Origin of the sequence: Mesorhizobium sp. (genome assembly GCF_965229135.1) — a bacterium.
GTDB lineage: Bacteria > Pseudomonadota > Alphaproteobacteria > Rhizobiales > Rhizobiaceae > Mesorhizobium.
On record NZ_OZ245860.1, the window covers coordinates 5531791 to 5546648 of the forward strand.

13 protein-coding genes are annotated in these 14858 nt (G+C 65.2%); 9 read left to right on the top strand and 4 right to left on the bottom strand.

Features of this window, described 5'->3' with window-relative positions; genetic code table 11:
- Positions 1-25: 25 nt before the first annotated feature.
- On the top strand, positions 26-160 hold the full coding sequence (locus tag ACO07C_RS26650) for a hypothetical protein (RefSeq protein ID WP_421917154.1): 135 nt from the start codon (positions 26-28) through the stop codon (positions 158-160).
- Between the two features lie 144 nt (positions 161-304).
- A complete protein-coding gene (locus ACO07C_RS26655) occupies positions 305-880 on the top strand; it encodes a hypothetical protein (RefSeq protein WP_421917155.1) in 576 nt (191 codons plus the stop codon).
- Positions 881-929: 49 nt separating this feature from the next.
- Here ACO07C_RS26655 and ACO07C_RS26660 read toward each other — a convergent pair whose 3' ends face one another.
- Both ACO07C_RS26660 and ACO07C_RS26665 read right to left on the bottom strand, forming a co-directional pair.
- Positions 930-2210, bottom strand: coding sequence for a D-tagatose-bisphosphate aldolase, class II, non-catalytic subunit (locus ACO07C_RS26660; RefSeq protein ID WP_421917156.1), 1281 nt, complete (start codon positions 2208-2210; stop codon positions 930-932).
- On the bottom strand, positions 2207-3193 hold the full coding sequence (locus tag ACO07C_RS26665; RefSeq protein WP_421917157.1) for a sugar kinase: 987 nt from the start codon (positions 3191-3193) through the stop codon (positions 2207-2209). Before ACO07C_RS26665 ends, ACO07C_RS26660 begins: the two co-directional genes overlap by 4 nt.
- A 369-nt stretch (positions 3194-3562) precedes the next feature.
- On the opposite strand from ACO07C_RS26665, the gene ACO07C_RS26670 reads away from it, so the two are divergent.
- Positions 3563-4573, top strand: coding sequence for a LacI family DNA-binding transcriptional regulator (locus ACO07C_RS26670; protein ID WP_421917613.1), 1011 nt, complete (start codon positions 3563-3565; stop codon positions 4571-4573).
- Between the two features lie 114 nt (positions 4574-4687).
- The gene (locus ACO07C_RS26675) at positions 4688-6778 is read left to right on the top strand and encodes an EAL domain-containing protein (RefSeq protein ID WP_421917158.1); all 2091 of its coding nucleotides are present in this window, start codon (positions 4688-4690) and stop codon (positions 6776-6778) included.
- 234 nt (positions 6779-7012) lie between these two features.
- Here the strand turns inward: ACO07C_RS26675 and ACO07C_RS26680 are convergent, their stop codons facing one another.
- Positions 7013-7717: an SDR family oxidoreductase gene (locus ACO07C_RS26680; protein ID WP_421917159.1), complete on the bottom strand. Its 705-nt coding sequence runs from the start codon at positions 7715-7717 to the stop codon at positions 7013-7015.
- A 130-nt stretch (positions 7718-7847) separates the two neighbouring features.
- Here ACO07C_RS26680 and gcvA point away from each other — a divergent pair, with 130 nt between their 5' ends.
- The 5 genes from gcvA to ACO07C_RS26705 all read left to right on the top strand — a co-directional run bounded on the left by gcvA (position 7848) and on the right by ACO07C_RS26705 (position 13716).
- Positions 7848-8747: a transcriptional regulator GcvA gene (gene gcvA, locus ACO07C_RS26685; protein ID WP_421917160.1), complete on the top strand. Its 900-nt coding sequence runs from the start codon at positions 7848-7850 to the stop codon at positions 8745-8747.
- A gap of 308 nt (positions 8748-9055) precedes the next feature.
- A complete protein-coding gene (locus ACO07C_RS26690; protein ID WP_421917161.1) occupies positions 9056-10207 on the top strand; it encodes an NAD(P)/FAD-dependent oxidoreductase in 1152 nt (383 codons plus the stop codon).
- A gap of 58 nt (positions 10208-10265) precedes the next feature.
- Complete coding sequence (locus tag ACO07C_RS26695; protein WP_421917162.1) at positions 10266-11864, top strand: ABC transporter substrate-binding protein; 1599 nt, start codon at positions 10266-10268, stop codon at positions 11862-11864.
- Between the two features lie 120 nt (positions 11865-11984).
- On the top strand, positions 11985-13085 hold the full coding sequence (locus ACO07C_RS26700) for a serine hydrolase domain-containing protein (RefSeq protein ID WP_421917163.1): 1101 nt from the start codon (positions 11985-11987) through the stop codon (positions 13083-13085).
- Between the two features lie 343 nt (positions 13086-13428).
- Complete coding sequence (locus tag ACO07C_RS26705; RefSeq protein WP_421917164.1) at positions 13429-13716, top strand: GIY-YIG nuclease family protein; 288 nt, start codon at positions 13429-13431, stop codon at positions 13714-13716.
- 175 nt (positions 13717-13891) lie between these two features.
- Here the strand turns inward: ACO07C_RS26705 and ACO07C_RS26710 are convergent, their stop codons facing one another.
- Positions 13892-14851: an AraC family transcriptional regulator gene (locus ACO07C_RS26710; RefSeq protein WP_421917165.1), complete on the bottom strand. Its 960-nt coding sequence runs from the start codon at positions 14849-14851 to the stop codon at positions 13892-13894.
- Between the last annotated feature and the right edge of the window lie 7 nt (positions 14852-14858).

Genomic DNA, 14858 nt, shown 5'->3' on the forward strand with positions numbered 1-14858 from the left:
CTTGTGCCGGATGGAGGGACGTCCAATGCGTGGTCTGATTTTTCGTATGCTGCTCGTCGTCGCGGGCTCACTGGCGTTGTTCGGTTGCGAGCGAAGCAGCCCATTCGGCAAGCCCGAGCAACCGGCCAGGTCCGCCGTCGAGACCGTGACCTCGCCGTGATGTCGCGGCCCTGACCGAGCCCGGCACGCGCGTTTTTCAGTATTCGGCGGCCGGCTTATAGGCCATACTGGCTTCATGCGCATTTCCGGGCCTTCTGGCCTTTCGTCGACGCGCTTTCCTTTGCCGGCCGGCCGGATCCGCCCGATGGCCTGTCTGGCAGCCTTGCTGTTGGCCGCGCTTGCGATGCCCGCGAACGGACAAACCGTCCTGACGACCGGCGCCTATTCCTTCTCGGACGAACTCGGCGGCTTCCACATCACCAGCGCCTCGGGCAACGGCAGCAGGGACGACCCGTTCGTTATCACCGAAGAGCTGAATTCGGCGACGCCGGTGACGCTGACGATCCGTGCCGTGAAACCGATCCAGCCGTTCGGCGCGGCGGCCGAATTCGCCAATGGCATCCTGAACATGCGCATCGACGTGCTCAACAATGGCGGGCAAGGCTGGATCGAATTCCAGTTCGAACTGCAGTCTATCCTCGGCCAGCCGAGCACGGACGACGACGGCCTGTCCTTCGATCAGCCCAACAAGACGCCGGACTACATCGCGTCCAGCGGCTTCGCCGACTATTATCGTGAAATGGCGCCCTATGACCGCCTGCTGTTCAGGAGCGGCAAGGTCGACCCGCTGAAGACGGCGACCTTCGATTTCCTGATCACCGACCTGGTCCCGAAAAAGATCTTCTGGCTGGTGCAGGAACCGCGCATACCGCTGAGCTGAACTAGAGCATGATCCCGATTACATCGGGATGGAACAGGCTCCAGGGCGCTCAGGCTTCATGCCCGCGACAGGCGGCGTCGTAGTCGGCCAGAACCTGGCCGATCGCGGCGTGGAGGATCGCCTCTGGATTTCCCGCCGGCCCAAGCTCGGCCGGCAGCATCGGCAGGAACTGGCGCATCAGCGTTTCGGGGATGCCGGCGCCGCTCAGCGCCTCGACCAGCCGGCCGGCGGCAAGGGCGGCGGCGGGGTTGGTCCAGTAATAGCGGATACGGTCGCTGTAGCTGTAATGGCGCTGCAGACGGAGGCTCGTCTCATTGCCATGATAGTGGCTGTGCCAATGGCCGGGTGATGCCAGCATCACACGCTCCATCGTGCGGGCAAGCGGGCGCTCGCCATAGTCGCTGACCATTTCGGAGGCGATCAGGTCGAGCCCGTAAAGTGCCTCGCGCAGGGCGAAGGTCAGGCCGGGGCCTACTTTAAGGATCGGAAAGCCGTTGGCGACCAGTGCGGTCAGCGCCGCACGGCTCTGGTAGTCGGTGGAATGCGCCTCGTAGACGAGCGAGGGTTCCTCATCGAGCAGACCGGTCAGCGCCTTCGACGCCTCGGGCCGATAGGCGACGACGTTCTGGCTGCCGAACTCGACGCCCGGCTGCACGACCACCGCGATGACGCGGGCAAATGCCTCCACAAGACCCTCGCGGGCAAAGATCTCGCGATGGAGCTCGATCGTGCGGCGCGCCGCCGCCGCTTCCGTGGGCTTCAGGTCGCTGATCGCGTGGTCGACACCGCCCGGGGCGGGAACCTCGGTGCCGATGATATAGACAGGCAGGGCGCCGCCGGCAGCGCGTGCCGCCTTTTCGGCTGCCTTGGCCAGCCGCGCCGCGCGCGTGGCGATGGTCTCGTCGTCGAGTGCCGCCGGCTCTCCGGCGCATCCCATCGAGGCGTCGAGATGGATTTTCGTGAAGCCCGCCCGGACATAGGCGGTGACCATGGCCTCGGCCTTATCCATCGCTTGCGCCGCCGGCTCCGCGCGCCATGGGTTCGGTCCCAGATGGTCGCCGCCGAAGATGATGCGCCGGGGATCAAGACCTTCCTTGCCGGCGATCTCCCGAACGAAGGCGATGAACAGGTCCGGCGTCATGCCCGTGTAGCCGCCGAACTGGTTGACCTGGTTGCAGGTCGCCTCGATCAGCAGCGCGGCGTCCGGGTCCGCGACGGCGCGCCGGATCGCCGTCTGGATCACCAGCGGATGTGCCGAGCAGATCGAGGTGATGCCGTAGGGCCTTCCGTTCTTCCGGGCGGCGGCAAGGCCGGCGAGGGGATTGGTCATGCCGCCCTCGCTGCGCCGGCGATGAAGGCGTCGAGCACATCGAAGCCGGCGGTGCCTTCCATGGGGCCGCGCCGCGTCACATTGCGGGCGCCGGCGGCATTGGCATAGAACAACGCTTTGGCCGGCTCCATCCCCTTGCGCCGGCAGGTCAGATAGGTGGCGCCGAAACAGTCGCCGGCTCCGGTTGGATCGATTTCCTCGACCACGAAGCCGGCACAGTCGATCCTGCCGCCATCGGCGCCGAACCACGAAGAACCGGTGGCGCCGCGCTTCAGCACGATCTCGCCGACCCCCCTTGCGATCAATGCCTTCACCGCCTGGTCTTCATCGTCGACCCCGGCGGCCGCGAGCAGTTCATCGCCGGAGGGGAGCAGAAGGTCGGCATCGTCGACCAGGCCTGAAAACTGCGCGCCGTCGGCGCCGTCGATCAGTTCCTTGCGCACATTCGGATCGAAGGATGTCGAGCCGCCGCGCGCCCGCACCGCTTTCGCGGCATAGGCGACGATCTCCTTCAGCCCGGTCACGGACAGGGTCGAGCCCATGACATGCAAATGGCCGGCGCCATCCGCAAGGCGGCGTGCCTCGGCGGTCAGGCCGATCCGACCGGCGGCGGACTCGGCGATGTTGTAGACGAAGTCCCGGCCACCGTCGGGCCGGTAGCGCACGAAGGCGCTGCCGGTCGGGTAGCGGTCGCTGACCGTCACGGCCGAGACGTCGACGCCGTCGCGCCGCAGCCTTTCCAGATTGATGGTGCCGAAATCGTCGCGGCCGACGCAACCGATGATCCCGGCGCCGCCGCCCAGCCTGGCCACCTGATCGATGAAGATGGCGGGAGCGCCGCTCGGGTAGGGGCCTATCAGCGGCTGCGGTTCGAGGAAACCCACGCCCAACTGCGTCGCCATGATCTCGACCAGGATTTCGCCGGCGGTAATCGTCGCCCCGGCGGATTCGGCGGCGATCTGCCCGCGTCGGGAAAGGCTCATTGCTGCAATTCCTTCTCGTCCCGGCCGGGCTGAATGCGGGCGGCGTCCTGCCTGCACGATAGCGCCTGTCCGCGGCTGGGGTAAATCGCGATGAAGATGAAGTCAACAGAAACTGGACGCGCGTTCACTTGTCGTGGGCTGCATGGTCACGGCTCTGGAGCATGTCTTTAAGCGATTCCGACCCTGCCGAGGTTGACACAGCAATCTTTCTGGGAGGTATGATGTGGACATATGTTCAATTTTAAGTTCGCGCCCGACAGCGCGTCGCGCTCTAGGGTTTGTTTCATGCATGTCGTTATCCCAAAACCGCCGGGCACTTTTGGGCGACATGCATCAGGGAGCGCATGAATGGCCAGGACGATCCGGACGATGGAGGAGTTTTCGGCCTTTGTCGGACTGTCTCGCACGACGGTGTCGAAGTATTTCAACGATCCGAGTTCGGTGCGCAAGAACACGCGCAGCGCCATCGAGGTGGCGCTTGAGAAGTCCGACTTCCGGCCCTCCATGTTCGCCGTCAATCTCAACCGGCGCCGCAGCAACATCCTCGGCGTCATCATCCCGAATTCGACCGATCCGTTCTACATGGCGCTGACGCGACGCATCGAGACGATCGCCAACGACGCCGGCTTCCTGGCCTTCGTGCTGTCGTCGGACGGGCGCGCCGAAATGGAAGACCAGGCGATCCAGACGTTCAGGTCGATGAACATAGCCGGCGCCGTCATCGCGCCGCTCGGCGTGCAGTCGCATCATCGCATCCTGGCGGAACTCGGGGCCAGTATCCCACTGATCTATGTGGACTCGCCGCTTGACGAGACCTCGGCCTTCGTCGGTACCGACAACCGGCAGAGTTTCCGGCTCATGGTCGATTATCTCTGCCGGTCGGGCGAGCCGCCCTGCTACTTCGCCATGCCGCTCGTCAACAACAATGCCCAGGCCCGGCAGGATGCCTATGTCGAGGCCATGCGGCAGTTCAAGATGACGCCGACCATCGTGCCCGTCACCGACACGAGGTCGTGGGATTTCGAGAAATTCGGCTTCGACGAGGCGCTCCGCATCCTGAAAGGGCCAGGCTTTCCAACCAGGACAGTGCTTTGCGCCAATGACCGCGTCGCGCTCGGCGTGATCTCCGCCGCCTATCAGCTGGGCCTGAAAGTGGGGCACGGCGCGGACTGCGACCTGCGGGTCGCCGGGCATGACGACCACCCGCTGTCGCGCTACGCCTGTCCGCCGCTCACGACGGTCGCGCAGAACTACAACGAGATCGGCCGCCTTGCCATCGAGCTTCTGCTGGAGAGGCTCGATGAAAAATCCCCACCGGCACAACCGGGAACCGGACGCATACTGCTGAATGCCGAGCTGATGCTGCGGAGTTCCGCCTGAACCCTTGGCGGACAAGCATCTCGCGCATCATTCGAAAATGCTGCTTTAGCGGTAACTGTTTCTTGTCGGGTTTTGTGCACATTGGCCTGATTGGCGTGGGGCAAAAGCCAGGGCATGGCTGAAAACGACAAGAAGAACCGCAACGGAACGTTTTGGGCGCGTGCGCTGGAACGTGCGCATCTTGGCGTGTGGGACTGGGATATCGCGAGCGGCGAGTGCTTTTATTCCGCCACCTGGGCGCGGATGCTTGGCTATCAGGAGGGCGAACTTGCCGCCAGCAGCGACCTCTGGCTGCAACTGACTCACCCCGACGACCGCGAGCGGGCGCTGGCCAGCGGCGACCGCCATATTGCTGGGCTGAGCGACAGCATCGAGACGGAGCTGCGGCTCAGGCACAAGGATGGCCACTGGATCTGGGTGCTCGATCGCGGCGGCATCGTCGAGCGGGACGCGGAAGGCCTGCCCACAAGGCTGATGGGCGTGCAGACCGACATCAGCCGGCAGAAGCAGGCGGAATACCAGCTCGAGCAGGTCAATGCGCGCTTTCGCCTGGCGCTCGCGGCCAGCGGCACCGGCATCTGGCACTACGACATCGCCACCAACAAGAGCTACTGGGACTCGCGCACCCGCGATATCTTTGGCGTGGTCGCCGACAGCGACGAGGTGACGGCCGGCCTTTGGCACACCTTTCTGCATCCCGATGACAAGGCCGCCACCGAGCGGGCGCACCAGCCGCCGGAGGGCTCTGATAGCGTGGTGGCTTCGCAATACCGCATCATCAAGCGCGACGGCGAAATCCGCCACGTGGAATCGCTGGTGCGCTTCATCGGCGCCGGTGCCGCCGGCCAAATCCTGGGCACGGTGCGTGACATCACCGAGGACAAGCTGCGCGAACAGGAACTGGCCTACGCCGCCCGCCACGACGCGCTGACCGGGCTCTTGAACCGCGCCGCGTTCGACCGGCTGCTGGCCGGGCATATCGCGGCGGGCCCGCTGGCGGTGTTCTATGTCGATCTCGATTACTTCAAGGCGCTCAACGATTTCGCCGGCCATGCCGCCGGCGACCTGGCGCTGAAAAGCGTCGCACGGGGCGTTGTCGGCTGCCTGCCGGCGCTGGCGCAGGCCGCGCGGCTGGGCGGTGACGAATTCGCGCTGCTGGTGCCCGATTGCGATGCCGCGCAGGCCGAGCGGCTGGCCGTCGCCTTGCTCGCTTCGGTGCGCAACGCCGACCTTGGATCGGCGACGTCACGCAAGCTCGCGGCCAGCATCGGCATCGCCTTTGTCGACGACGCCTCCACCACGGTGGCCGACGCGCTCGCCTGCGCCGACGATGCCTGCTACGCGGCGAAGGCCGCCGGGCGCAACCGCTTCGCGGTGTTCTCGGCCGAGACCGCCTCGGGCTCCGGCGGCCTCAACGCCGCGCGCATCGCCGCCGACACGGTCGATGCGATGGAAGACGGAAGGCTGAAACTTTTTGGCCAGGAGATCCATCTGCTCGGGCACGCCTGGGACAAGATCCGTCATGTCGAGGTGCTGGCGCGGATGATCGGCCGCAATGGTCGCCTGGTGCCGCCCGGCGAATTCATCCCGGTCGCCGAGCGTTTCGGCATCGCATCGCGGCTCGACCGCTGGATCATCAGGACGGCACTTTCCCAGCATGGTGCGGCGTTGCGCGCCGGCGCGCTGACGCTCGGCTTCAACCTGTCGGCACAGACGCTGAGCGACCCGCTCCTGTGGGATTTCGTCGACGGCGTCATCGAGGAGACCGGCGTGCCGCATCACGGCATCGGTTTCGAGATCACCGAAACCGCGGCCGTCACCAATTTCGATGCCGCCGAGCAGTTCGTGCGCAAGGCGCGCGAGCGGCGCTGCCGCGTCAGCCTCGACGATTTCGGCGCCGGCATGAGTTCGTTCGAATATCTGCGCCGCTTTCCCGTCGATACGATCAAGATCGACGGCTCCTTCATCGAGCACATCGCCGAGAGCAGCTTCGACCGCGAGATCGTCTCGGCCATCACCAGCATCGCCAGGAGTCTCGGCTGTAGCGTTGTTGCGGAGAAGATCGAACGGCAGGACATGCTGGACATCCTGCGCGAGATGGGCGTTGCCTTCGGCCAGGGGTTCCTGCTGCACCGGCCGGAACCGCTGGAGGCGATCGTGGCGCGTGCGAGTGTTGGCGTCGAGTCGGACCGACGGAAGGCTTAGGACGGAGCCACAGAGCCTGTTCCATCCCGATGTAATCGGGATGGGGCTCTATCTGTTTGTTTGAGCATGACCTTTTCCGAAATCCGGATTCCACCTTCGGGATCATGCTCTAGCGCTGATGAGGGGTGTTCCAGAAAACACCAGCATCTCATTCCTTCCAGCACCCTTCATCCGGCTCGGCGCCGCCCGCCGATCCACCTTCTCCCACAAGGGGAGAAGGGGAAGCGCCCTCCGTCACACCGAGCGGATCAGCCCACCATCGACACGGATGTTCTGGCCGGTGATGTAGCCCGCGCCTTCCGAGGCCAGGAAGGCGATGGTGGCGGCGATCTCTTCCGATTTGCCGTAGCGCCGCATCGGCACGCTGTCGCGGCGTTCCTCGGTGGCGGGCAGGCTGTCGATCCAGCCGGGCAGCACGTTGTTCATGCGCACATTGTCGGGTGCGTATTTGTCGGCGAAGATCTTCGTGTAGGCGGCAAGTCCCGCGCGGAACACCGCCGAGGTCGGGAACATCGGGCTCGGCTCGAACGCCCAGGCGGTGGAGATGTTGACGATGGCGCCGGCCTTCTGCTTCACCATCTGGGGTGCCACGATGCGCACCGGCCGGATGACGTTGAGCAGGTAGACGTCCATGCCGGTGTGCCACTGCTCGTCGGTTATTTCGAGGATGGGCGCGCGCGGGCCATGGCCGGCGCTGTTGACCAGAACGTCGATGCGGCCAAAACGTTCGAGTGTCAGGTCCGCCAGGCGCTGCAGGTCGTCATTCGACTGGTTGGAGCCGGTGACGCCGAGGCCACCCAACTCCTTGGCCAGCGCCTCGCCCTTGCCGGAGGACGACAGGATGGCGACCTTGAAGCCGTCCGCCGCCAGGCGCTTGGCCGCCGCCGCGCCCATGCCGCTGCCGCCAGCGGTGACGACAGCTACTTTTTCTACACTCATCGGATTTTTCCTTCCCGGGGTTGGCACGAGTTCACAGTCGGTATTTTCGAGGCTCGGGCAGTGATATAACGGGTTTTGGCCGATGGTTCGAACCAGAATGCCTGAATTCAACCTGTAGAAAAACTCCTGCATGCCTGACGCCCTGCACCGCCTGCCGCCGCTGAACGCGCTTCGCGCCTTCGAGGCCTCGGCGCGCCATCTCAACTTCCGCGTCGCCGCCGAGGAACTGAGCGTGACGCAAGGTGCTGTCGCGCAGCACATACGCGGGCTGGAGGCCGATCTCGGCGTCAAACTGTTCGAGCGGCTGCCGCGCGGACTGGCGCTGACCGACGAGGGCCGCGCCTATATTCCCAACATCCGCCGCGCCTTCGACCTGATCTCGGAGGCGACGCTTCTGCTGCGCCCCGAGCCGGCGCGGCTGACGATCTCGGTCACGCCGAGCTTCGCCACCAAATGGCTGATCCCGAAGCTGCCGGACTTCGTCACTGACAATCCGCTGGTCGACCTGCGCATCATGGCCAGCGAAAGCCTGTCGAGCTTCCAGGCCGACGGCGTCGACATCGCGGTCCGGCAAGGGCGTCCGCCCTTCGGCGCCGGCCTGATCGTCGACCTCCTGTTTCCGCAACAGCTCATTGCCGTGTGCAGCCCGGCCTTGCTGCCCGCCGGCGCCGGGGAGATCGCGTCCGCCGACATCCAGCATCACGTGCTGCTGCACGACGCGCACAATCTGTGGCCGGAATTCATGGATAGGGCCGTTGGCCTGAAGATGGTGGCGGAGGCGAAGCGCATGCGCTTCAACCAGACGGGGCTGGCCATCGACGCCGCCATCGCCGGCCAGGGCATCGCGCTGGCCAGCCGCTTCCTCGTCGCGGCCGACCTCGCCGCCGGCCGGCTGGTGCAACCGCTCAAGGCGGAAATGCGCGGCACCCAGGATTTTTATGTCGTGATGCCGAGAAAGCAGCAGCACCCCGAGCCGACGCAGGCGGTGAGGCAGTGGCTATTGGATGCGGGGGCGGGCGGGGTGAACTGACTTCATTGTCGGTCAGCGCTGCCCCTCATTGTCCTGCCGGACATTTCTCCCCGTAAACGGGGAGAAAGAAGCTGGCCGCAACGCTGACGCTTCTTGTGACGCCGATGACTAGCGAAATCGCTGATGACAGCACCCCTCTCCCCGTCACTATACGGGGAGAGGATGCCGGCAGGCAGGTGAGGGGCAGCGCTGACGGAAGGAGGATGATCCGAATCCCGCGCCGTTGCCCTCACGTTATCGTCCTGCACCAGAGTTTTCTTATCCGCTAAAGATTGACTGCATACGAAATTATTTTTACGACTGGGCGCATGCAGCCGAACGCCTCCCCACAAGCCCATCACCGAAAGATCGTCGTCATCGGCGGCGGCATTGCCGGCCTGTCGTTGGCGGCGGCCGTGGGGGACGGGGCGTATGTCACAGTCATCGAGCGCGAGAGCCAGCTTGGCCACCATGCCAGCGGCCGCTCGGCGGCGCTGTTCACCGAGACCTATGGCAACCGGCTGGTGCGCGGGCTGACGATCGCCAGCCGCAAGGCGATCTTCGATGGCGGCTTCGTCGCGCACAAGCGCGGCGCGCTGCATGTCGGGCGTGCCGAGGACGGTGCGGCGATCGACAGGCTGGCCGCCGAATTGCAGGCGCTGGTGCCCAGCGTGCGGCGTCTGACGGCAGCGGAAGTCCATGCGCTGGTTCCGGTCATCGATCCCTCGACCACCTGCGGCGGCGTCTATGAGCCGGGCGCGGTCGACGTCGATACGGCCAGGATGCTGGCGGCCAATGCGTCGGCACTGAAGTCCCGCGGTGGCATCATCCGCACCGGCGAGGAGGTGCTCGCCATTGCGCGGGAGGACGGCGGATTCACGGTGACGACCACTGCCGGTAGCTATGCGGCCGACATCGTCGTCAATGCTGCCGGCGCCTGGGTCGATGTCGTCGCCGGGCTGGCCGGGCTTCCCCGTCTGGGCTTCCAGCCAAAGCGGCGCACGGCCTTCCTGTTCGATCCGCCGCAAGGCACGGATATCAGCGCCTGGCCGCTGGTGGTCGACCTGCACGAGAAATTCTACTTCAAGCCGGATGCCGGACGGCTGATCGGTTCGCCGGCCGACGAGACCAATTCCGAGCCGTGCGACGCCTATCCGGAAGACATCGACGTTGCCATCGCCGTCGACCGTATCGAGCAGGTGACCTCGATGCGCATCGGCCGTCCTTCGACGCCGTGGGCGGGCCTGCGCACCTTTTCGCCAGACCGGTCGCCGGTCGCGGGCTTCGATCCGCGCCTGCCCGGGTTCTTCTGGCTGGGAGGGCAAGGCGGCTACGGCTTCCAGGTGTCGCTGACGCTGGCGCGGATCGGCGCCGCGCTGATACGTGGCGAGGCGCTGCCCGCCGACGTGGTAGAGCTTGGCGTTACGGCGCAAGCGCTTTCACCCGAGCGTTTCCTCAGCGGACAGGCGGCGACGCGATGAGCCTCGGATCACGTCTTCAGCCGTGCCTACCCCCTCACAGTCATCAGGAGCGTTTGCGATGAAATCTCTGCGCGCAGTCCTCACCTCGTCCCTTCTGGCTTCTTCCGTCCTTTTGGGCGGACAAGCCTATGCCAAGACGCTGGTCTATTGCTCGGAAGCCAATCCCGAGACGTTCAATCCAGCGATCGGCATCGCCGACTCAACCATGGATGCCGCCGCCAAGACGATCTTCAACCGGCTGGTCGAATTCAAGCCGGGCACGACCGAGGTCGGGCCCGCGCTGGCCGAGAGCTGGGATGTCTCGCCGGATGGCAAGACCTACACGTTCCACCTTCGCCACGGGGTGAAGTTCCAGTCGAACGAGCACTTCACGCCGACGCGCGATTTCGATGCCGATGACGTGCTCTACACGTTCAACCGCCAGCGCGATGCCAACAACCCGTATCACAAGCTCGGCGGCGGCGCTTACGAGTACTTCAACGCGCTGGGCATGGGCACGCTGATCGACAAGATCGAAAAGGTCGACGACTACACGGTGCGCTTCACGCTGACGTCGGCCAATGTCACCTTCCTGGCCGGCATCGCGCTCGACTACCTGTCCATCCTGTCGCTGGAGCAGACCGAAAAGATGGTTGCCGCCGGCACGCCGGAGCTGATCGACAGCGCCCCGGTCGGCACCGGTCCGTTCGTGCTCGATGCCTATGTGCCCGACAGCCAGGTCCGCTATTCCGCCAACAAGGACTATTGGCGCGGCGCGCCGAAGATCGACACGCTGGTGTTCGCCATCACGCCGGAGCCGACCACCCGCGTCGAGCGCATCAAGGCCAATGAATGCCAGGTCGCGGCACCGCCGCCGCCGAGTGCTGTCGCCGACTTGCGGTCCGATCCCGACATCAACGTGCTCGACCTCAAGGGCCAGAACATCGGCATCCTCGGCTTCAATGTCGAGCACCCGCCGCTGGGCGATGTGCGCGTGCGCATGGCGCTGGCCAAGGCCATCGACCGCAAGGCGATCGTCGAGGCTGTCTATGCCGGCGCCGGCACGGTGGCCGGCAGCGTGGTGCCACCGGCGCAGCTCGGCGCGGTCACGGATGCCGGCATCGACTATGATCCGGATGGCGCCAAGAAGCTGCTCAAGGAAGCCGGCCACGAAAGCGACCTGAAGATCAGCCTGTGGGCGATGCCGGTATCGCGGCCCTACAACCCCAATGCCAAGCGCATGGCCGAGATGATCCAGGCCGATTGGGCGAAGGTCGGCGTCAAGGCGGAGATCGTCAGCTTCGAGTGGGGCGAGTACCTGAAGCGCACGGCGGCGGGCGAGCAGGACACGTTCCTGCTCGGCGGCAGCAGCGACAATGGCGATCCCGACAACATGCTGAGCTACCTCTTGTCCTGCGACGGCGTGAAGGGCGGCTCCAACCGCTCGCGCTGGTGCGACAAGGATTTCGAAAAACTGCTGGACGAAGGCCGCGTCGCCGCCGACCCGAAGCAACGCGCCGCGATCTACCAGAAGGCGCAGGCCATCCTGAAGGCCGAGGTGCCGGTGGCGCCGATCGCCCATTCGATGGTGGCGATCCCCGTACGCAAGAGCGTGCTGAACTATGTGCTAGACCCCTTCGGCCGGCAGAATTTCGCGGCCGTGGATATGGCGGAGTAGCAGGCTAATCACGCCGGGTGTCCCCCTCATCCGGCCGCTGCGCGGCCCGATGAGTGGCCTTCCACAAGGGCATGCGCAGCCGATTTGCGATGTCCGATACTCCACAAAAGCGAGACCACCATGCTGAAAGAGCTCACCTCCCTACTCGACAGCTACCTCGCCGACGGCGCGGTGGGCGCTTCACTCGCCTATGCCAAGGGCAACGCGGCGCCCGTCGCCGTCACCGCTGGCCTGGCTGACCGCGAACATGGCAGCGCGGTTTCGGCCGACCGGCTGTTCAAGATCGGCAGCTGCACCAAGACCTTCGTGGCCGCCGCTCTCGTCAAGCTCGCGCAGGACGGCAAGCTCGACCTGTCGGCGCCGATTTCCGGCTGGTTTCCCGACCTGCCGGGCGCCGGGGATATCTCCGTGCGCCAGCTGGTCAATCATCGCAGCGGCCTGCCGGAGTTCGAATATTATATTCCGATGGACCCGACCCGGCGCTGGACGCCGCGGCAACTGGTCGAGATCGCCTTCGCCTCCGAAAAGCCGAAGGCGCCGGGCGGCCCGGCCGTCTACAACAACACCGGCTATGTGCTGGCCGGCATGCTGATCGAGGCCGTGTCGGGACAGTCGCTGGGCGGCTATGTCCGGACCGCCGTGCTGCAGCCGCTGGGCCTGAAGAACACATGGTCGCCAGCCACGGAGGCGTTTCCGGAAAAATCCATGGTGCGCGGCTATTTTCACCGCCCGCCGCCGGCCCCGGGCGCGCCGACCGACCTCGCCTCGGGCGGCGAGATGTGGCGCATGGATGGCGTGCTGGAATATTCAAACGAGCTGCAGGATTCGTCGAATTTGTTTCCGTTCAGCGGCGCCTATGGCTGTGGCGACATGGTGTCGACGCCGACGGACATGGTGGGCTTCATGCGCGGGCTGTTTAGCGGCCGGGTTATCTCGCCCGCCTTCTTCGCCGAGATGTTCGAGAGCCGCGCTCAGGTCAGCTTTCCGGGCACGCGCATGCGCGAGACGGGTGCCGGCCTGTTCCAGAGCGCCTACGCCGACCGCGCCTTCTACGGCCACCAGGGCAGCATCCCCGGCTATGTCTCGGTCATGCTGCATGACCCGCAATCGCACCTGACCATCGCCATGACCAGCAATGTCGGCTCCGGCAACCGCCTGTCCTTCCAGGCCAGCGGCCTGCACCCGGTGGTGGATGAGGCGATCCGGATTTTGCTGGGGTGAGGGCAAGCGCGGGCGTATTTGTCGGCTGAGTTTTCTGCACTCGGTCCGCGCCGTTGTGTTCCTTGGCCGGTGTCACGGCATGGATCCCAGGGTCTCTGCGGCGGAGCTTCGCTCCTGCTTCGCCCTGGGATGACGAAGTGAGGGATTGCTCGGCAGATCTCAAAGCCGATGCCAGCTGCCAACGTTCGTGACTAGCTGCAGGTCCCCCATGCCTTCGTCATCCTAGGGCGAAGCAAGGAGCGAAGCGACGCGGCGCAGACCCTAGGATCCATGCCGTTTCGTGAATCAAAGAATGCCCCGGACGAGGATAGTCGCCTGGCGGAATGGCCACTAATCTGCGTTTATGACCGGCTATGTTTACATGACTGCGAGCCAGAAGCGCGGCACCATCTACATCGGCGTGACCAATGACCTCGGTCGACGTATGCCGGAACATAAATCCGGTACAGGCTCGCGCTTCACCAGCCTTTATGGTGTGCAGCGGCTGGTCTGGTATGAGGAATACTTCGACATTACTGATGCCATTCAGCGTGAAAAGCCGCTGAAACGCTGGCCGCGCCAGTGGAAGATTGAACTGATCGAGAAGACAAATCCGGAGTGGTTCGAGCTCTTTCGTGGAACCGGCTGGTAGTGAGTGCCCCAACTCGGAACATGAGAGCAGTTTCTGCACCGCCGTGTTGGATATTCTCCTTCACGGCATGGATCCCAGGGTCTCCGCGACGGAGCTTCGCTCCTGCTTCGCCCTGGGATGACGAAGGAGAGAGTGTCCGACTTACCCCGGGGGTCATCGATTTCCACAATGCCAGTCAGGCCGCGTCGCGTGCATCGGACGGCGACGCTTCCTCCGGCATGGACAGCCGGCTTCCGCGCCGGCCATGTTGCCGGGGCGAGCAACCCATGACGCGCTTGAAGGCGGTGCTGAAGGCGCTTTCGGATTCGTAGCCGAGCGACAGCGCGATGACCGAAATGGGATCGCTGGAATTGGCCAGCCTGTCGCCGGCCAGCAGCATGCGCCAGCGTGTCAGGTAATCCATCGGCGAGAGCCCGACCGTCTCCTTGAACCGCAGCGCGAAGGTCGATCGCGACATGCCGACGCGCTCGGCCAGCGCCTGCAATGTCCAGCCATGCGCGGGGTCGTCATGCATGGCCGATATCGCCGCGCCCATCTGCCGGTCGGCCAGCGCGAACAGCCAGCCGACGCCGCCGTGCAAGCCCGTCATGTGCAGGCGCAGCGCCTCGATCAGGATCATGTGGGCGAGGTGCTCGACGATGAGAAAGCCGCCCGGCCGGGGCGCGCGCAATTCCTGCATCATCCGCTCGACCGGCCAGCGCAGTGCCGAATGCTCGGCTTGCGCACGGATGTGGACGATCGGCGGCAGCATCCGCAACAGGATGCCGGCATGGTCGCCCGACAGGCCGAAGCGGCTGCTGACCAGCAGGAAATCGCCGCCGCCCTTGTGTGTGGTGACGCCCCCGCTGCGGGCCGGCGAAAACACCGCCGACGCCTCGACCGGCGTCACCGCTAGGTCGCTGGCAAGACGGAAGGGGCGACCGCGCGGCAGCAGGAAACAGTCGCCCGTCTCCAGTCGCACCGCCTCGGCTTCGCCCTCCACGGAGAGCCAGCACTGGCCGGAGACGACGGCGCCGCATTTGATGGTCGCCTGCTGGTCGGGGAACAGGATCGCCCAGTCGCCTCCCGCGTCGAGGCCGGCGGACAGGTAGTTGCGCGGCTTCAGCAGCGACAGGACGTCTGATAGGGGATCCATGGCATTT